The sequence below is a fragment of the Flexivirga alba genome, assembly GCF_042661025.1.
GTDB classification, from domain to species: domain Bacteria; phylum Actinomycetota; class Actinomycetes; order Actinomycetales; family Dermatophilaceae; genus Flexivirga; species Flexivirga alba.
The window spans coordinates 1,237,251-1,254,696 of the sequence record NZ_JBHSWH010000001.1 but is presented as its reverse complement, the minus strand read 5'-3'; the positions used below and the strand labels follow the sequence as shown (position 1 = coordinate 1,254,696).

Below are 17,446 nucleotides of genomic sequence, written 5' to 3'. Positions count from 1 at the left end.
GTTGACTTCCATGAACAACGAAGATGCGGGCCGCACATCGCCCATCCGGCGCTTTTTCTCGCGCAGACGGAACATCGCTCTCGTTGCCGCGGCTGCGGTGATCGTCGTCGGAGGCGGCACCGGCATCGCCGTCGCGGCCGGATCGGGGTCGCAGTCGACTGCCGTTTCCAGCCCGAGCGCGAGCTCGTCGAGCGGTCACTTCCCGGCCGCGGGCAGCGGCTCGAACGCACGCTCCACCAATGAGCCCGGCGGCACCTCGGGCGTCGTCAGCGGCACGTCATCCAGCGGGTTCACGGTGACGACCCCGGTCGGAGCACAGATCACCGTGAACACGACGTCGGCGACCACCTACCGCGACGCCACCAACGGCAGCGCCACGACGACGAGTGCAACGGCGATCAAGTCCGGGGCCGGCGTGCTGGTCCTCGGCACCGTGAACGGAAAGGCGATCGCCGCAACCCAGGTGACCGTCGAGCCGGCCGGCAGTTCCTACACGACCGCCGCGCCGGAGGTTGCGGCCATGCAACCCGGCCAACAGAACACCTCGAAGTCCTACGGGACGATCCCGTCATACACCGAGGGCCAGGGCACGATCGTCGATGCGCAGACGGCCGACAAAGCCGTCGCAACCGCGCTCGCGAAGTATCCGGGCGGCATCGTCGACCGGGTCGTCAAACTCGTCAGCGGCGACTACGAAGTCCACAGCATCGGCACGAATATGCATCACATCTTTGAGGATTCGAGCTTCACAGTGATCGGCGCCAACTGAGGCGAGGTGTGTATGGCGGGTGACTCAGGACGAGCGACCGATGAGATCGATCACGGCATCAAGGCCCGCCTCCAGGGCCTTGGTGTCGCGCTCGATCTGAGTCAGCAGCAAGCCGCCCTGCAGCGCAGCCAGCAATGCCAGCGCAAGGCGGTCGGGGTCGGCATCCGGTGCGAGCCGGCCCTGTGCAGACATCTCGCGTAGACCGCTCTGGATGGCGGCCGCCCAGCGCTGGAACCCGGCGGCGACCAAATCCCTTCCGTCGGAGTCGGTTTCGGCCAGTTCACTGCCGAGAGAACCGATGGGGCAGCCACCGGTGCAGTCGATCTCGAGCTGGTGCTGCACGACCCAGTCCCGCCATACGCGCATGCCGTCCAGCGTGCTGAGGTCGAACGTCTCCTGTCCCTCGACGATGGTGTCGGTCTGGTGCTCGATGACCGCCCGCACCAGGGCCGGCTTGTCCTCGAAGTAGTGGTAGAGCTGCGAACTCGACACTCCCGCCGCCGCCCGCACGTCCTCGATCGTCGTATGGGCGACGCCCTGCTCGAAGATCAGGTCGGCCGCCGCGGTGACGATCCGCTGACGGGTCTCCTCCCCTTGCGCGTGAGTCGACGCGGAGCCGTGGTGGTCATGGACACAGTCTAGCCAAAATGGAGTGCGCGATCCATTTGCATGTAGAGTGGATCGCGTAATCCATTTTCGCAGCACTTCTGATCGGACGAGACTCATGACCTTGCACGGCAAGACAGCACTCATCACCGGCGCGACCTCGGGCATCGGCCAGGCCGTCGCACAACGCCTCGCGAGCGAGGGTGCCGCGGTGATCATCACCGGTCGCAACCATGCGCGCGGTGACTCGGTCGTCGCGGGCATCGAATCAGCAGGCGGCACAGCCAAATTCATCGCCGCTGACCTGGGCAGCTTCGCGGACGTCCAGCGGCTCGCCGAAGTCGCAAGCGACGTCGACGTGCTGGTGAACAACGCGGGGATCTTCCCGGGCGGACCGACCGCGCAGATGACCGAGGAGGCCTTCGACGCGACCTTCGACATCAACGTCAAGGCGCCGTTCTTCCTCACCGCAGCGATCGCACCCCGTATGGCGGCCAGGGGCGGCGGCTCGATCATCAACATCTCCACCATGGCCGCGGCAGTCGGCATGAACGGCCTGGCGGCCTACGGCGCATCCAAGGCTGCGCTCGAGACGCTGACGAAATCCTGGACCGCGGAGTACGCACCGCACGTCCGGATCAACGCCGTCGCCCCCGGGCCGACGCGCACTCCGGCGAGTGCGGCCATGGGCGACACGTTCGATGCGCTCGCCGCCAGCACGCCGGCCGGGCAGAGCGCCATACCCGAGGAGATCGCCGCCGCCGTCGTCTTCCTCGCTTCAGACGACGCCAGCTTCATCTATGGCGCGATTCTGCCGGCCGACGGCGGACGCGTCGCCGTCTGACCCGTCTCAGAAGCCCGGGAAGACCGCACGCAGTTCGTCGAGCGTGACGTTGCCGGTGACCGCCACGTCGGCCGGTGTGTATGCCGCGCCGAGCCGCCCGAAGACCAGACGCAGGGCGGCTTCCGGCGCACCGGCGAACGTGGCCGTCACCCCGTCGACCTTGGGTGCCAGGCTCACACTGTCGTCGATCAGCACGCCATACCCGCTGTCCCCCACGGCGAGGACGACGCGCTGGTCGACGCGGTCGGCCTTGCCGGCGAACCCCACCAGGACTGCTAGATCTCCCGAGAGCTGCTCGAGGAGAGCGGTCACGCTGGCGTCGACGAGACGCGCGCTCCCATCGGTGGCGACCCGGACGTCCCAGCTGTGAAGTGCGACCTCATTGAGTCGCAGGCCGGCAAACGTCGCGACCGTCGCGGGCGCGGGAAGGAACCCGATCGGCAACGTGAGCGACGCGTGCTGCTCCGGTGTCAGAGCCTCCAGCGCCTCGACCAAGCGGGCGTCGTGCTCGACGAACCAGGCGCGTTGGTCCGCCGGCCCTGCCGCGTCCCACCGATCCCACACCGAACGGTTGAAGTCCTCGCCGGCGGCATCGCCCTCGCCGAGCTCGGCACGCAGGAGCGCGAGCGTGATCTCGGCGCCGCTGCCCAGGTGCGAAAGCACTTGGGCGGCGGACCATTCGCTCGCCCCCGAAGGTCCGGACAATTGGTCGTCGGTCAAGGCTGCGGCGACACCCGCAAGCGCGTCGTGTTCCTGGCGAAGGGCGTCAATGGTGCGTACGGCGAGTGTGGTCATGACGGTCCCAACCGTCACTGCGTGCTCGATGTTCCGCGCACGTGGCTCTTGCCCCACGGCCCACCTGGATCTACTCTTTAACTATGACCATAGATAAACAAGTAAACGGCGTCGGTCGGGAGGCGCCGATCGCGTTCGTTCTTGATCCCGGATCGGGCGTGCCGACATACCTGCAGCTTGTGCAACAGGTCGAGCAGGCGCTGCGGCTGGGCTACCTCAAGCCGGGCGACCAACTCCCGAAAGTGCGTGAGGTCGTTGCCGATCTGGCGATCAACCCGAACACAGTGCTGAAGGCATACCGAGACCTGGAGAGCAAGGGCCTGACCGCCGGGCGACCCGGCCAGGGGACTTTCATCGAGCAGACCCTGGACCCGGTCGACCTCGCTGGGCTCAACGGCTTGCGCAAGTCGCTGCTCAGGTGGCTGGCCGACGCCGACGCGTCGGGCCTCGACCTGGACGGCGTCAACGCACTCTTCTCGAGCACCCTCCGGGATTTTGCTGAGCGCCGCGGGTCGGCCGCCCGCGGCGACGGGCAAGGCGGGCGGCGGGCAGGCGGGGTGGCATGAGCGAGCGAAGCGAGCGACCAATAGAGCTCAGGGTGAATGCCGGAGCCCGACGGAGGAGGGCAACGGCATGAACGTCATCGAAACCTCGGGCCTGGGCCGTCGGTACGGCCACTCGTGGGCTTTGCGCGACTGCACGATCGCCGTTCCTGAAGGTCATCTGGTGGCGCTGGTCGGTCCCAACGGCGCCGGCAAGTCGACGTTCCTGCACCTTGTCGTCGGGCTCGCCTCTCCCAGCGAGGGCGAGGTGCGAGTGCTTAGCGGTGAGCCGGCCGGGTCACCTGCCTCCCGGGACGGCATCGCGTTCGTTGCTCAGGACATGCCCTTGTACCGCCGGTACTCCGTGGCCGACATGTTGCATCTGACGCGCAATCTCAACCAGTCCCTCGACATGCCCTACGCCATACAGCGGCTGGCGGACCTGGGGATCAACCCCAAGCAACGGACGGGCAGCCTCTCCGGCGGCCAGCACGCCCAACTGGCGCTGACCCTGGCGATCGCCCGCCATCCCCGGCTGCTCGTCCTCGACGAGCCGACGGCGTCTCTGGACCCGTTGGCCAGACACGACTTCATGGCGACCGTCATGACAGCGATGGCCGAGGACGGCGTGTCCGTCGTGCTGTCCTCCCATGTTCTCGCCGAACTCGAGCGGGTGGCCGACTTCCTGATCCTGTTGACACACGGCCAGATTCGCCTCACCGGCACGGTCGACTCGCTGCTTGCCGACCACCGGTTCGTCACCTGTCCGGCCGACGCCGACCTCTCCGACAGCGAGATTATCGAGTCACGGACGAGCGGTCCTCGGATGCACTGCGTCGCGAAGGTCTCAGCTGCCCACGGTCTCCCACCCGGGTGCGAGACGCGACCGGTCGGCATCGAGGAACTCTCGATGGCCTACCTGCGCGAGAGCACCCATCCCCAACCCTCATCCTTGCTCGGAGTCGCCCGATGACAACGCTCGCAGCCGTCCCCTCCGCCTCGACCCGCGCTGTGCCCTGGCGCCGGCTGGTGTGGGTCGCGTGGCGTCATTACCGATTCGCCCTCGTGGCCACGGTCGGCGTCCTGGGCCTGGTCGCCGTCTACTTCCTCGTCAGCGGGCTGCAGATCCATCAGGCGTATGACGCGTGGCGTTCCTGCACCTCGCGCAACTCGGCCAGCTGCACCTTCCAGCTGAACAACTTCCAGAACAAGTACGGCAGCACCGGCCTGCTCGGTTTCGTCCAGGTGCTGGCACCCGGTGTGGTCGGGGCATTCGTCGGGGCGCCGTTGTTGGCCCGCGAGCTGGAGACCGGCACCTACCGATACGCCTGGACCCAAGGCGTCGGCCGGGTGCGCTGGACCCTGGCACTCCTGGCCCCGGGCATCGTGGGAACCGCGATCCTCATGACCGCCTTCGGCGAGTTGATCGCCTGGCGCAACCGTCCTCTCGTCTCAGCGGGCGTCGCCCAGCAGATGGACGGCTCGCTGTTCCCGGCCGTCGCACCGGCGGTCACCGGTTGGGCGCTCCTCGCCTTCTCCATCGGTGTCCTGGCCGGACTCGTATGGCGCCGGATCGTCCCCGCCATCGTCACCACGATCCTGCTCTGGTTCGGCGTCGCGGCAGCAGTCTCATTGGGGCTTCGCCAGCACTACGCGACGCCGCTGACCACGACCAAACTGCAGATCAAAAGCGCCGACCTCACCGTCGGGCAATGGTGGACCAAAGGCGGACATCGAGTCGCCGTCGGGCAGCTCAACCAGGTGCTGCAGGCTGCCGGTATTCAGCAGCTCCCGAGCGGGAACTCCCGCGCCCAGGCGTCGCCCGGCAGCGGAGTCGTCGACCCGGTCCACTATCTCGTCCAACACGGCTACCGCCAGGTCACCAGCTACCAGCCCGCCGGCCGCTACCACGCTTTCCAGTGGATCGAATTCGGCTGGCTGACCGTCATCGCCGCTCTGCTGCTCGCGGTGACCGTGCTGCTGCTGCGGCGTCGCCAAGCCTGACCGCCGGTCAGCCGAACGCCGTGACGCCCTGCGTGGTGCCGACGATGACCAGCCCGGCGCCGGTGCTGGGTGAGGTGAAGACCGGCACCGACGTGCCGACAGGCACGCTCTGGATCTTCCTGAGCGTCTTGACGTCGTATGTCGTGAGCCGCCCGCTTCCGGTGTCCAGCGCCCACACCTGTGTGCCGATCACGATCGGCGCGCTGTCCGCACCGGCCAACAGTGGCCCGAGCCGGTGCGTCGCCACGTCGATCACCTGGATGCCGCCGCCGCGGCACGGGACGAACAGTCGGCGGGTGCTGGCGTCATACGCCGGCCCTCCGTCCGGGTCGCTCCCGCAGACGTCTGGCACGGCCGCGACCTGGCCAAGATCGGATTGGCGCAGGAAGTAGCCGATGTCGGTCTTGCCGACGGCGAACACTTCGCCGTTCGGCAGCAGGACCGGGTTGCCGGTGCCGAGGTCGGCGTCGCCGCTCGACTTCCGGTCCTTGAACTGCGCCTCCACACGAAGGGTCGGGCTGAGCTTGAGCACGCTTTCGGCGTACCTCGCCGGGTCAGGGGTCGCGGACGGGAACGGGTTGGCGTTGCCGGTCGAGACGAACACGTTGCCGCGTCCGTCGATGGCCGGCGCGCCGCCGCTCGACCAGATGGCGCCGCCCTGGCTGCCCGGCGCCACTTCGAACACCGAATTCGGTTTATTTGCAACGGTGTTCACCCCGACGACCCAACCGTGATAGGTGCCGCAGTCGCCGGCGTTCCCGCCATACGGGACATAGACGACGCCGTCCCGCATTGCGAGGCCCGCCCGCTGCAAGAGGTGTACCGCGCGCTCACCCGCCGGTAGCGGCGGGTCGGCCGAGACGCTGAGCCGGATGCGACCCGTCGACACGTCGAGACCCACGAGCTGGTGGTGGACGACGCCGCGCACATCGATCTCGCCGACCACGTAGACGGTGTTCGTCGTGGGGTCCGCGACGGCGGTGCTCGTGATGCCCAAGGGATCGATGTTGCCGCAGCCTGCGGCCTGCGCGACATTTCGCAGCGGCGCGCCAATTGTCCGCGACCACAACACTTTTCCGTTGACTGGGTTGAGGGCGACGACCCGATTCGACTCGGTCGCGGCGATGATGCGACGGCCGACCACCAGTGGCTGGCCGCGGACGGCTCCGCCGAGGTTTGCCGCCCAAGCGATGTGGCTCGATGTGAGCGGCGGCGAGGTGGCTGCCACAGCTCCCGTGCGCGCGTCGTTCGCGTGGTATGACGTCCAGGACGTGTTCGGATCCCCTGCCCGCGCCGGTGTGGCGCCGGATGACGCGGTGCCCGGCGCGCGCGACTCGGCGCTGCCGGACGAGGGACCGGAGCACGACGCCGCCGCGCAGACACCGATCGCCAGCATCAGCGCGATCGGCACTCGAGTTGCCGTAGCCCGCCTCACTCACTCATCGTCGCACCGACGGGCTCGCAGTGGTTCGAGTCCATCACCGCGCGGAGCTGGATGAGGCCTTGCCGAATCCTCGTCTTGGCGGTGCCGAGGGGGTCCGCATCAAGCGTGAGACCTCGGAGTGGGTATGGCCACCGAAGTAGGCGAGCTCGAGGGCTTGGCGCTGCGCCGGGGACAGTGTGGCAAGGCCCGCGCGCACCAGGTGAGCGTCGTGCGCGGTCTCCACGGACTCGACCGTGACATCTCTTGGCGTCTGCGTCGACCTCTCGAAATCGCTCTGATCCCGACGTCTCGAGGCTGCCGAGCAACGCACATGGTCCACCGCGCGACGATGCGCCAGCATCAGGACCCACGAGAGCGCCGAGCTGCGTTGGGGATCGAAGCGATCGGCGTTCTGCCAGATCTGCAGGAAGACTTCCTGAGTGACTTCTTCGGCCCGGTGTTCATCGCGCAGAACGCGCAACACAAGGCCGTGGACGCGTGGGGCCATCGCGTCGTAGAGCCGAGTGAAGGCCACAGTGTCGCCGCGACCAGTTGCTGTCAGTTGACGCGCCAGGAATTCAGCGAAAGATCCGGGATCTGCTGACGGGCGCAGGTGTTGCCGAGAAGCCGATGGGCAGCCGTCGTCATTCGGCACTGGTGGGCCACCACTTCCACAGCGTGCATCCACCCCGAGGGTCCGAATCAAAGAGGTGAGCTGCCACCGGGACTCCAGGGTTTCTAGAAGGGACGAGAACCAAGTATCTTGTGCGCAAGGTACTCGGTCAAGCTAGCAGAAGGTGCAAGGATGTGACGCGTGGCCGAAACTCACGTCCCACCCTTCAGCGAGCAGATCTGTTTCGATCTCTACGCCGCGTCCCGAGCGGTGACCGCGGCATATCGCCCTATCTTGGCCAAGCTCGGAGTCACCTACCCGCAGTATCTGGTACTGCTCGCGCTCTGGGAGAAGGACTCCCGCGCCGTCAAGGAGATCGCGGACCTCTTGCAGTTGGATCACGGCACGCTGACTCCCTTGCTTCGCCGTATGGAGCGTTCGGGCCTCATCACCCGGACCCGGGTAGCCACCGACGCCCGCGTCGTCAAGGTCGCATTGTCTCCCCGCGGGGACGAGCTGCGCGTCCACGCCAACAAGATCCACTGCGCCATGAAGGAATCCATGGCCATCGACGACGCGGGACTGGCCGCGCTGCAGGCCACGCTTCGACACCTCACGAAAAGTGTTCACGGTCGGCCCCTCCGCAACTGCGACTGACTCCGACTCGATCTCGGGTCCCGCCCAGGAGCGAATAGACCCTGAAGGGTGCCTTCACCACCGATCACGTCAGCCCTTAGCCCAACGACATCACCTACGGCCACGGGGCTACGCACTCTGGCCGACACTTACCAGCCCGGTTAAGGACACGCACCAACAGCATCTGGAGGGCGCCCAAACCAGCGTCCTACAGCCGCATATGAGGTCGGGTCTGGTGGTGGCGGCGCGGCTCGAACGCCGGGCCTGGCGGGTGCGGCGAACCATTGCCGGGCGGGGAGGCGGTTGCTACGTTGAGCAACGGGCACCGAAGGTGCCTCCTGGCCCGGGGCGAGCGGTCAGCACTTGGACTGTTCACGAACACCGGAGTTCATGATGCGTCGCATTACCAGCGTTGTTGCTGCAACCCTTTTCGCCGCGGCTATTGGTATCGGTGCCGCCGGCCCTGCCACGGCGAAGGTGACTCCACCGACTGCGAACCCACACGCGATCAAGACCTCGCCCTACGTGGCGCTGGGTGACAGCTACTCCTCCGCCGCCGGGGAGGCACCGTTCGTCGCGACCGCTCCTCCCACGTGCAGCCGCTCGACGCTCAACTATGCGCACGACATCGCTGCCTGGACGAAGCCGTCGTCGTTCACCGACGTAACCTGCAGCGGCGCCAAGACGTCCGACTTCTTCTCCTCGCAGGCACCGGGCGTCGCCCCGCAGCTCGACGCGGTCACCAAACACACCCGCTTGGTCACCATGACCATCGGCGGAAATGACGAGAACGTCTTCGTCGACTCGTTCTTCGGCTGCGCCACCATCTCGTCCTCCGACATCATGGGCAACCCTTGCGAGCAGAAGTACGGCACCACGTTCACCGACGAGATCACCACCCAGACCTACCCCCATCTGGTCGCCGCGCTGACCGCGGTGCGTCAGAAGGCTCCCGTCGCGACCGTCGTCATCTTGGGCTACCCACACATCCTGCCGCCCGTCGGGGAGCTGTCGTGCTACCCATCGATGCCGATCGCGATGGGCGACGTCCCGTGGCTGGACCACGAAGAGAACGTGCTCAACGCCGCGGTCCAGCGGGCTGCCCAGCGGACCGGCGCGCGGTACATCGACATGTCCTCGAGCTCGGTCGGCCACGATGCGTGCGAGCCGGCGGGGACGCGGTGGATCGAGCCGGCAGTCGGACCGATCAACGCATTCCCGGTGCACCCGAACGCAACCGGCGAGGCGGCCATGGCCACCCAGACCCTGCGTCAGCTCCACCGCTGACGCGTGCGTCCACCCGGGCTCGGTCGGGCCAGCGGGCGGAGCACGAGTATGGCTCGAGGCGCGTCATACCGCGGCCAATACCCCGTCACCATCGAGGTGTCCGGCTAGTCGGCCGACGTCGCCGCGAGGTACCCGGCGAGCAGGGCGTCCGCCACGGTGCCGACTGTGTCGTCACCCGGCAGATAGCGGGCGTCGTGCAGACCGTGGTCGCCGCCGGTGCCGACGAACATCATCAGCGCCGGCACGTGGTGTCCGTAGAAGGAGAAGTCGTCGGCGCCGAAGGATCGGAAGTCGTCGGTCGTGGGGTGTCCCAGTTCCTTGAGCCACCCGGTCGTCGCCGTCGCAAGGCCAGGGTCATTGACGAGCACCGGCTCGCCCAGCACGACATTCAACTCTCCGACACACCCGTGTGCGGCCGCGGTGTGCTCGACGATCCGGCGCATCCGCTCAACCGTCGGCTCGCGGTCCTCCAGGCGCATCAACCGCAGCGAGCCGTAGGCCGACGCTTGCTCGGGTATGACGTTGTTGGTCGTGCCCGACTGGACGCACCCGACCATGCACACGGCACCGTGCATCGGGTCCACGCCTGCGGGAGTGAGGGATTGGAGGTTCAGCACCGTCTGACACAGGGCGGTGATCGGACTCTGCACCGTGTGCGGATAGCCGACGTGCCCGCCGGATCCGCTTACGGTTACTTCGAATTCGTCAGCGGAGGCGTTCACCACACCCGGTGTGACCGCGATGACACCGGCCTGAACCCGTGGCTGCACGTGTGCCGCGACAATCGCGCGCGGTTGGATGCGGGACAGCACGCGCTCCTCGACGACGTCCCGGGCACCTGATGGTGCCCGCTCCTCGCGAGGCTGCAGCAGCACCGCGAGCGCCGAGTCCTCACCACGCACCCGGTGGACGGCCCGCGCGACCGCGGTCAGTGCGGCCAGGTGCACGTCGTGGCCGCAGGCGTGCATGACGCCGCCGTCGGCGGCCCAGTCGGCTCCGGTCTGCTCGACGATCGGCAGCGCGTCGAGCTCGGCACGCAGCACCACGCATGGGTCGTCGCCGACGTGGATGAGGCGTCCCGTGTCGGCCACGGTGGCTCCGTCGCCGGTACCAATGGCGGCCGCGACCAGTTCCGCGGTAGGGCCTTCCTCTCCGGACAGGTGTGGGTCCGCATGGATCGTATGACGCAAGGCGATCGCCCCGGAAAGCTCCTCGGCGAGCGCCGCGCGTAACCGTCGCACGAGGTCGCCCGGGATGTCGAAACTCATGAATCCTCAAGGCGATAGGCGCGGCGGGCGTTCCCTCTGCAGATGCCGGTCGCGAACCGTCGGGCGTCCTCCGACGTCCAGGCTTCGTCGGCGACTCCGGCCTCCAGATAGCCGGCCAGGCTCCGCTGGAAGACGGTGGTCCCGACGACATACAGCTCGGGCAGCCCGAAGGCATCGGAGGAGAAGAGCACCGAGCCGAAGGGCGCCAGCTCCAGCAACTCGGCCAGCACCCCCGGCGCGCCCGGACCGACGTTGTGCAACGCCAGCCCGACGTCGACGAAGACGTGGTCGAAGACCTGCGCCAGATAACCCGCGTGCCGATGGAACGGGTAGTTGTGCAGCAGCATCACCGGCACGTCGAGTTCACCGAGCGCCCGGATCATCGGGGTGAGCAGCAGCGGATCACAATCGGCGAGATCGACATCGGCGTCGCCATACCCGACGTGGAACTGGACCGGCATACCCAGATCCGCGCCCGACCAGATGAGGAACCGCGTCAGCACCGGATCCGCCACCCGCGCCGCAGCCCCGGACTCGACGGCCCGCAGCAGCCGGCCGGCGGCGTCGGTCACCTCCCCATCCGTCGGTCGTGCCGGGTCCAGTCGGAGCCCAACCCGGTATGCCGCAACGGATTTCACACCGACGGCGTTGGCGCAACGGCGGCTGAGCTCGGCACGGAAGTCGTCGGCGAAACGCGCCGCGCTGGTTGAGGTCGCCACGTGCTCGGCGACCTGCTCGAGCCGGACGATCTCCTCGCCGACGCCGCCGGCGAGCGCCGCCAGCTCACTCGGAGAGGTCAGCGACTCGGGCTGAAAGCCGGTGTCTATCAAGAACTTTCGCGTCGGCAGGGACGAGATGAGGCGCCGGTTCACCTCATCGACACCCAGCTGGTGCCGCGCCGCGAGGTAGTCGTCTGCGGGCGCCAACGAGGGCAGCCCCAAGAGCGGGGCGCACCAACGCCGGATCCCCAGCCCCACGTGGGTGTCGAAGAGCGACCCGTGCCACCGTCCCGGCCCGTCCGCCTCGCAGAGCATCGACTCGAAGCCAGCCCGGTCGAGGTCCATGCGGACGATCCCGTGGCAGTGGTGGTCGATCAGCTCGACGTCGTCCAGCAGGCTCATTCCTTCTGTCGCGCCTCTGCCCTCGCCTGCGGGCCTCACTTCGTTCGTGTCCTCGCCTCGGTCGGCGCTCGTTCAGCGGCCGCTTCGTCGAGTTCGCCGGCCAGCCCGTCCTCCGCGGCGAGCCGTTCGCCGAGTCGGGCGGCCGTCGACGGCGCGGCAAGCACGGCGATCGCGCACAGCACCAGCCAGGCACCGGCGACGATCGGGAACCAGAAGGCCGGCGTGTTCGACGCCGGGTAGGGCAGCACGTTGCGCCAGAGGGTGTAGCCGAGCACGACCAGCGCGAGGATCGGGATGACGATCTCCCACATCGGCACCGGCATCTTGCGTTGGATGAAGAGCAGTCGGATCGCGCCGATCGTGGTCAGCACGTAGACGACCAAGATGATCAGCGTGCCGATCGTGCCGGACCAGGCGAAGGCGTCCTCGATCTTGGCGTTGAAGGCGATGCCGTCGATCACAATGATCAGACCCATCAGGCAGGCGACCGTCGTGGCGGCCACGCCAGGCGTGCCTTCCCGCGTAACGCTGGCCAAGCCGCGCTCGCCGCCCGCGTCGCGCGCGATCGCATACATCAGTCGCGACGCGCCGACCATGCACGCCAGACAGCATCCGAACGCGCTGATCGCAGCACCGAGCGTGACCACGTCGCCGACCCAGCCGGCGACGAAGGATCGGCCGAGATCGCCCACCAGAGAGGACGATCCGGCATACGCCTTGACGCCTGCAGACCCAGCGCCGAAGCCCATCACTTCGATGGCGGTGACCACGGTGAAGAAGACGGTGCCGAAGATCGCCGTGCCGAGGATCGCGCGCGGGATGTTCTTGCGCGGCTCGGCGGTCTCTTCGCCCAGCGTCGACGACGCCTCGAATCCGGCGAACGACAAGAAGGCGAAGACGATCCCGAGGAAGAGGGTGGACCCGTCGGTCCCCGGCTCGATCGCGAAGACCTTCATCGTGAAGCTCTGGCCGCCGCCGGAGGGTGCGTTCCCGGCGATCAGCCGGACCAGGACGATGGCGCACACGATCAGGATCAGCACGATCGTGGCGCCCTCGATGGAGAGCAGTGTCGTGGTGCCGCGCTTGGCCGGGATGATGGTGAGCACCAGGCAGCCCGCGAGAGCGATCGCGGCCAGCAGGAAGGCCGCCCAGCTCGGCGGATTTGACCAGATGCCAACGGTGTTCAGGAAGTCTGAGCCCAGGATGCCGAACGCGCAGGACGTCACAACGCCGAAGAAGGTGTATGTCGCGAACAGCGCCGCACCGGACACCGCGCCGGCCCGCGGTCCCAGCGTCGAGCCGACGAAGGCATACACCGATCCGGCGTGCTGGTAGTACTGACACATCCGCACGAAGCCATAGCCGACGAGCAACACGCCGATGCCGGCGAGCAGGAAGGTGAGCGGCACCGCTCGCCCCACGGTGCTGGCGGTGACCTGGGGGTTGATGTTGGCCGCCATGCTCGGCGCCATCAGGGCGACCGACAGGCCGATCGCCTGCCAGATGGACAGGTTTCGGCGCAGCCGTGGCGGCTTTGAGTCAGCCATCGCACGCTCCTTCTGGAGTCGGTCTCGCCCCCGAAATAGACAGTACAACTGTTTTGTGCTGTGTAACAGATCATTCAGACGTGGTTATGATGAAGCGGTTCGGCATAGCCGCACAGTGCGGTGCGTGCGAAGGAGGTCGTCAGGTGGACACGGAAGAACGCGCTCGACGACAGGCGGAGGCGCATCGCGCTGCCACGGTGCTGACCGGCCGCGAGGTGGCCGCAGTCGCCTTGACGTTCGTGGACATATCCGGCATCACCAGGGTGAAGGCGGTGCCGATCGCCCGGTTGGTTCACGCCGCCACGTGGGGCGTGGGCATGTCGCCGGTCTTCGACGCCTTCCTGTCCGACGACTCGATCGTCGCCGGCCGTTTCGCCGGTGGCCCGGTCGGCGACCTGCGCCTGTTTCCCGACCTGACTCGGCTGACTGTCCTTGCGGCACAACCGGGTTGGGCGTGGGCACCGGTGGATCGGCTGGCGCAGGACGGGTCGGCGCATCCACTCGACCAGCGAAGCCTGGCGCGGCGCCAGGTGGCCCGGTTGGCCGATGCCGGCTACACGGCGCGTATGGCGTTCGAGATCGAGTGGGCAGCGGGTGTCGATCGTCCGGACAATGACGACTTCGTGCCTGCGGTACGCGGCCCGGCATACGGCTTCACGCGCGTCGTGGAGGCCTCGGACTATTTGCGCGATCTGGCCAATGCCCTTGCGGCACAAGGGATCGAGGCCGAGCAGATCCACCCTGAGTATGCCGAGGGCCAGTTCGAGGTGTCGGTCGTCGCCGAAGATCCGGTGGCAGCCGCGGACACCTTCGTGCTGACCCGGGAGACGATCCGCGCGGTCAGCCAGCGGCACGGACTGCGAGCGTCCTTCTCCCCCAAGACGGTTGCCGGCGGCGTCGGCAACGGCGGTCACGTGCACCTGTCGCTGTGGGCGGACGGCCGAAATGCGTTCGCGGACGGGGAAGCCCGCTACGGGATGACCGAGGTCGCCTCGCAGTTCAGTGCCGGGATCCTGCAGCACCTACCGGCGCTGCTGGCCGTCGGCACCGCATCGGCCGCCAGCTACTTGCGATTGATTCCGCAGCATTGGGCAGGCGCCTTCCAGGCCTGGGGTCTCGAAAACCGTGAAACCGCAGTACGTTTCGTCACCGGGTCGGTCGGTGACCAATATCGCGCCGCCAATCTCGAGGTGAAGTCGTTCGACGAGTCTGCCAATCCCTACCTCGTCGTCGCGGGCCTGATCGCCGCTGGACTGGACGGCATCGGGGTCGGTCGCGACCTGCCCGAGCCGATCGAGGTCGACCCGGCCGGGCTGAGCGACGAGGAGCGGAGTGCTCGCGGCATACAGTCCCTGCCCACGTCGCTGACCGACGTCGCGAGCGCCTTCGAGGCCGACGACGCGCTGACCGAGGCGTTCGGGGAGCAGCTGGCAACCACCATTGTGGAGGTTCGGCGCGCCGAAAACGCCCGGTTCGCAAACGCTTCCGACGAGGACATCGCGGCAGCAGTCCGCTGGAAGTACTGACGGCCCGTATGTCGACGAAGACCGTCGCGGAGCGGATGCGCGCCCATCGCCGCGAGCTCACCGCGGCCGAGTTGCAGATCATGCAGGCGCTCCTGGCGGACTACCCGGCTGCCGGGCTGCAATCGGTGGCTGGGCTCGCCGGTCTCGCTGGAGTGAGCGCGCCAACCGTTGTGCGATTCACTGCGAAGCTCGGCTTCAGCGGCCATGCCGACCTCCAGGCGCGACTTCGCGCCGAGCTCTCTGCACGGGCTGCAGCACCCGCAGATCTCTATCCACCTGGTGACCCCGGGACCCCGTCGGCGGTGCTGCAACGCTGTGAACAGCACATCGGGCGTGCGGTGATCGACGCGCTACACGGAGCGGATGACGGCGATTCCGACCGCGTGGTCACCATGCTGGCCGACTCCCCTGGCCCGATCCTGGTGACCGGCGGCAGCATCTCGGCCGGCCTCGCCATGTACCTGTCCACCTGTCTGCAGCTGCTGCGGCCCGGCGTTCGGTATGTCGAGCCGCAACACGGTGCACGCGCGACAGCGCTGCTGGACGTCACCGATGGACACACGATCGTCGCGTTCGACTACCGCCGCTACGAACGCGACACGATCCGCTTCGGCAGCGACGCCACTGCGCGTGGTGCCGAGCTGGTCCTTTTCACCGATACCTATCTGAGCCCGCTGGCCCGTGAAGCAACCGCGTTGGTTACTACCTCGATCGACGGGCCGGGACCACTCGCTTGCCTCACCCCAGCCTTCGCGATGATCGACGCGCTGCTCGTCGCCGTCGCCGAACGCGACCCCGACGCAAGACGTCGCCGACTGACGCAGCTGGATCAGCTCGGCCGGGACACCGCCGGGTGACGAACGGGAGCCGGACTCACATACACGCACGCCCGGTGTAGGCGAGCAGCCGGTGCGCCGGGCTGACGTCATACGACACGGAAACAGCGGGGGCGAAACGTATGCCGCGGTCGGCGTCGGTCACGATCAGCGGCGCCACCGCCAGCAGCTCATCCGCCAGGTCGTCGGGCAACGCGACACCCAGGTGCGCGGCACGAGCGAGGTCGGTGCCGTGAACGGCGACCTCCAGCGCGCCGACGGCGACCAGGGTCGCCGAGCCCAGGGACACGTCCGCGATGGTGACCCGCTCGCTGGTGTCGGTGACCCAGGCGCCCAGCGCGGTGCTCGTGCGGTGTCGCACCCGGTCGACGAGACCGAGGCCAACCGTGCCGGAAGCCTCCTGCGCGACGACGTCGACGTGCCCGTATGTCGCGGCGGCTTCGAGCGCGCCGAGCGAGTCGTCGAGGTGCTCCAACAGGTCACCGATCGTCCACCGGTGACAGGGGGTCGGCGCGAACAGATCGAAGTCCGCGTCGAACGACAGACCGCCCAGCACGCCTCGCATGTACGCGACGGCACGGTCGAACAACTCCACCCCGGCGCTCAGCGTTGGCGCCGCCATACTCATGACAACCCCGCACCGGTGCCCGCGGGCAGGTGATCCGGCAGGCCGAATACGCGAAACAGGCTGGTGTCGAAGAAAACCGCTGTATGCCGCACGGCAGCACCTTCCAGTTGCAACACCTGCAGCTGGAACGGCTCGAAGGAACCGTCCTCGGTCTTGAGGTAGAGCCCGAACGCCGGCTGCCCGTTGGCCCAGGTCGGGATCATCGGCATCTCGTTGCGTCGTCCCGGGCAGGCGGTGCCGATCAGCTCGGCGATGACGGCCGGCGTCTGATACCAGCCTGCGAACGGCGGCATCTCCCAGACGGCGTCGGCGGTGAACAGAGCGGTCAGCGCCTCAATGTCCTTCTCCCAGAACGCATTCGTCCATCTTTCGAGCAGCTCCCGCTGCTCGGCCGACAGGTCGACCACCACGGAGTTCTCCGAGACGCGGGCCGACGCCATCTGTGCCCTCGCGCGCTGAAGGGCGCTGTTGACGCTGGCGACCGACGTTTCGAGCGCGGTGGCCACCTCGCTCGCCTGCCAGGCGAGCACGTCACGCAGCACGAGCACCGCTCGTTGCAGCGGCGGCAGATTCTGCAGCGCCGCCACGAAGGCGAGCCGCACACTTTCCCGCGCGCTGATGATGGCGGCCGGGTCGCGTGTGTCGGTGTCGATGAGTGCGTCCGGCACCGGCTCGAGCCAGGGCACTTCGAGCCGCTCCTCGAGTGGTTCTGCCGCCGAAGTGCTGGGTGCGCCCAGTCCGGTCGGCAACGGTCGACGCGCTCGCCCGTCGAGAGCGGTGAGGCAGGCGTTGGTCGCGATGCGATAGAGCCAGGTCCGCACGGAAGCGCGGTGCTCGAATGCGCCATACGCCCGCCACGCCCGGAGGTAGGTCTCCTGCACCAGGTCCTCGGCGTCGTGGGTCGAGCCCATCATCCGATAGCAGTGCGCGAACAGCTCGCGACGATATGCCTCGGTCTGCGTCGGGAAATCATCGATCGCCGACGCGTCGGTCCCACTCAC

18 protein-coding genes are annotated in these 17,446 nt (G+C 67.7%); 9 read left to right on the top strand and 9 right to left on the bottom strand.

The genetic code is table 11. From position 1 onward, the window contains the following. The first annotated feature begins 10 nt into the window (after positions 1-10). Entirely contained in the window at positions 11-769 is a 759-nt protein-coding gene (locus ACFQDH_RS06140) for a hypothetical protein (protein WP_382399465.1), read from the top strand. A gap of 24 nt (positions 770-793) precedes the next feature. Here the strand turns inward: ACFQDH_RS06140 and ACFQDH_RS06135 are convergent, their stop codons facing one another. Further along, positions 794-1,342, bottom strand: coding sequence for a TetR/AcrR family transcriptional regulator (locus tag ACFQDH_RS06135; RefSeq protein ID WP_382404818.1), 549 nt, complete (start codon positions 1,340-1,342; stop codon positions 794-796). A 151-nt stretch (positions 1,343-1,493) separates the two neighbouring features. On the opposite strand from ACFQDH_RS06135, the gene ACFQDH_RS06130 reads away from it, so the two are divergent. After that, a complete protein-coding gene (locus ACFQDH_RS06130) occupies positions 1,494-2,219 on the top strand; it encodes an SDR family NAD(P)-dependent oxidoreductase (protein ID WP_382399463.1) in 726 nt (241 codons plus the stop codon). A 6-nt stretch (positions 2,220-2,225) separates the two neighbouring features. Here the strand turns inward: ACFQDH_RS06130 and ACFQDH_RS06125 are convergent, their stop codons facing one another. After that, the gene (locus ACFQDH_RS06125; RefSeq protein ID WP_382399461.1) at positions 2,226-3,014 is read right to left on the bottom strand and encodes a maleylpyruvate isomerase N-terminal domain-containing protein; all 789 of its coding nucleotides are present in this window, start codon (positions 3,012-3,014) and stop codon (positions 2,226-2,228) included. Between the two features lie 83 nt (positions 3,015-3,097). Between ACFQDH_RS06125 and ACFQDH_RS06120 the strand changes: the two genes are divergently transcribed. The 3 genes from ACFQDH_RS06120 (at position 3,098) to ACFQDH_RS06110 (ending at position 5,560) form a co-directional block, all read left to right on the top strand. After that, complete coding sequence (locus ACFQDH_RS06120) at positions 3,098-3,580, top strand: GntR family transcriptional regulator (protein ID WP_382399459.1); 483 nt, start codon at positions 3,098-3,100, stop codon at positions 3,578-3,580. A 67-nt stretch (positions 3,581-3,647) separates the two neighbouring features. Next, a complete protein-coding gene (locus tag ACFQDH_RS06115; protein WP_382399457.1) occupies positions 3,648-4,529 on the top strand; it encodes an ABC transporter ATP-binding protein in 882 nt (293 codons plus the stop codon). Beyond that, complete coding sequence (locus ACFQDH_RS06110) at positions 4,526-5,560, top strand: hypothetical protein (protein WP_382399455.1); 1,035 nt, start codon at positions 4,526-4,528, stop codon at positions 5,558-5,560. The genes ACFQDH_RS06115 and ACFQDH_RS06110 overlap by 4 nt, the downstream gene beginning before the upstream one ends. A gap of 7 nt (positions 5,561-5,567) precedes the next feature. Here ACFQDH_RS06110 and ACFQDH_RS06105 read toward each other — a convergent pair whose 3' ends face one another. Together ACFQDH_RS06105 and ACFQDH_RS06100 are read right to left on the bottom strand one after the other, a co-directional pair. After that, a complete protein-coding gene (locus ACFQDH_RS06105; RefSeq protein ID WP_382399453.1) occupies positions 5,568-6,995 on the bottom strand; it encodes an outer membrane protein assembly factor BamB family protein in 1,428 nt (475 codons plus the stop codon). Positions 6,996-7,038: 43 nt separating this feature from the next. After that, entirely contained in the window at positions 7,039-7,491 is a 453-nt protein-coding gene (locus tag ACFQDH_RS06100) for a sigma-70 family RNA polymerase sigma factor (protein ID WP_382404817.1), read from the bottom strand. 306 nt (positions 7,492-7,797) lie between these two features. Here ACFQDH_RS06100 and ACFQDH_RS06095 point away from each other — a divergent pair, with 306 nt between their 5' ends. Continuing rightward, positions 7,798-8,253, top strand: a complete 456-nt coding sequence (locus tag ACFQDH_RS06095; protein ID WP_382399451.1) for a MarR family winged helix-turn-helix transcriptional regulator — start codon at positions 7,798-7,800, stop codon at positions 8,251-8,253. A 369-nt stretch (positions 8,254-8,622) separates the two neighbouring features. Then, the gene (locus ACFQDH_RS06090) at positions 8,623-9,519 is read left to right on the top strand and encodes an SGNH/GDSL hydrolase family protein (protein ID WP_382399449.1); all 897 of its coding nucleotides are present in this window, start codon (positions 8,623-8,625) and stop codon (positions 9,517-9,519) included. Positions 9,520-9,623: 104 nt separating this feature from the next. Here the strand turns inward: ACFQDH_RS06090 and ACFQDH_RS06085 are convergent, their stop codons facing one another. Genes ACFQDH_RS06085 through ACFQDH_RS06075 form a run of 3 tightly spaced genes read right to left on the bottom strand, consistent with a single transcriptional unit; the run spans position 9,624 to position 13,455 of the window. After that, complete coding sequence (locus ACFQDH_RS06085) at positions 9,624-10,787, bottom strand: M20 metallopeptidase family protein (RefSeq protein ID WP_382399447.1); 1,164 nt, start codon at positions 10,785-10,787, stop codon at positions 9,624-9,626. Then, a complete protein-coding gene (locus ACFQDH_RS06080) occupies positions 10,784-11,908 on the bottom strand; it encodes an amidohydrolase family protein (RefSeq protein ID WP_382399445.1) in 1,125 nt (374 codons plus the stop codon). The genes ACFQDH_RS06085 and ACFQDH_RS06080 overlap by 4 nt, the downstream gene beginning before the upstream one ends. Positions 11,909-11,943: 35 nt before the next feature. Continuing rightward, entirely contained in the window at positions 11,944-13,455 is a 1,512-nt protein-coding gene (locus tag ACFQDH_RS06075; RefSeq protein ID WP_382399443.1) for an APC family permease, read from the bottom strand. A 143-nt stretch (positions 13,456-13,598) separates the two neighbouring features. Between ACFQDH_RS06075 and ACFQDH_RS06070 the strand changes: the two genes are divergently transcribed. After that, positions 13,599-14,981, top strand: coding sequence for a type I glutamate--ammonia ligase (locus ACFQDH_RS06070; RefSeq protein WP_382399441.1), 1,383 nt, complete (start codon positions 13,599-13,601; stop codon positions 14,979-14,981). A gap of 8 nt (positions 14,982-14,989) precedes the next feature. Next, on the top strand, positions 14,990-15,838 hold the full coding sequence (locus tag ACFQDH_RS06065) for a MurR/RpiR family transcriptional regulator (RefSeq protein WP_382399439.1): 849 nt from the start codon (positions 14,990-14,992) through the stop codon (positions 15,836-15,838). Between the two features lie 16 nt (positions 15,839-15,854). Here ACFQDH_RS06065 and ACFQDH_RS06060 read toward each other — a convergent pair whose 3' ends face one another. Continuing rightward, a complete protein-coding gene (locus ACFQDH_RS06060) occupies positions 15,855-16,439 on the bottom strand; it encodes a TIGR03086 family metal-binding protein (RefSeq protein ID WP_382399437.1) in 585 nt (194 codons plus the stop codon). A 2-nt stretch (positions 16,440-16,441) separates the two neighbouring features. Then, on the bottom strand, positions 16,442-17,446 hold the full coding sequence (locus ACFQDH_RS06055; protein ID WP_382399435.1) for a sigma-70 family RNA polymerase sigma factor: 1,005 nt from the start codon (positions 17,444-17,446) through the stop codon (positions 16,442-16,444).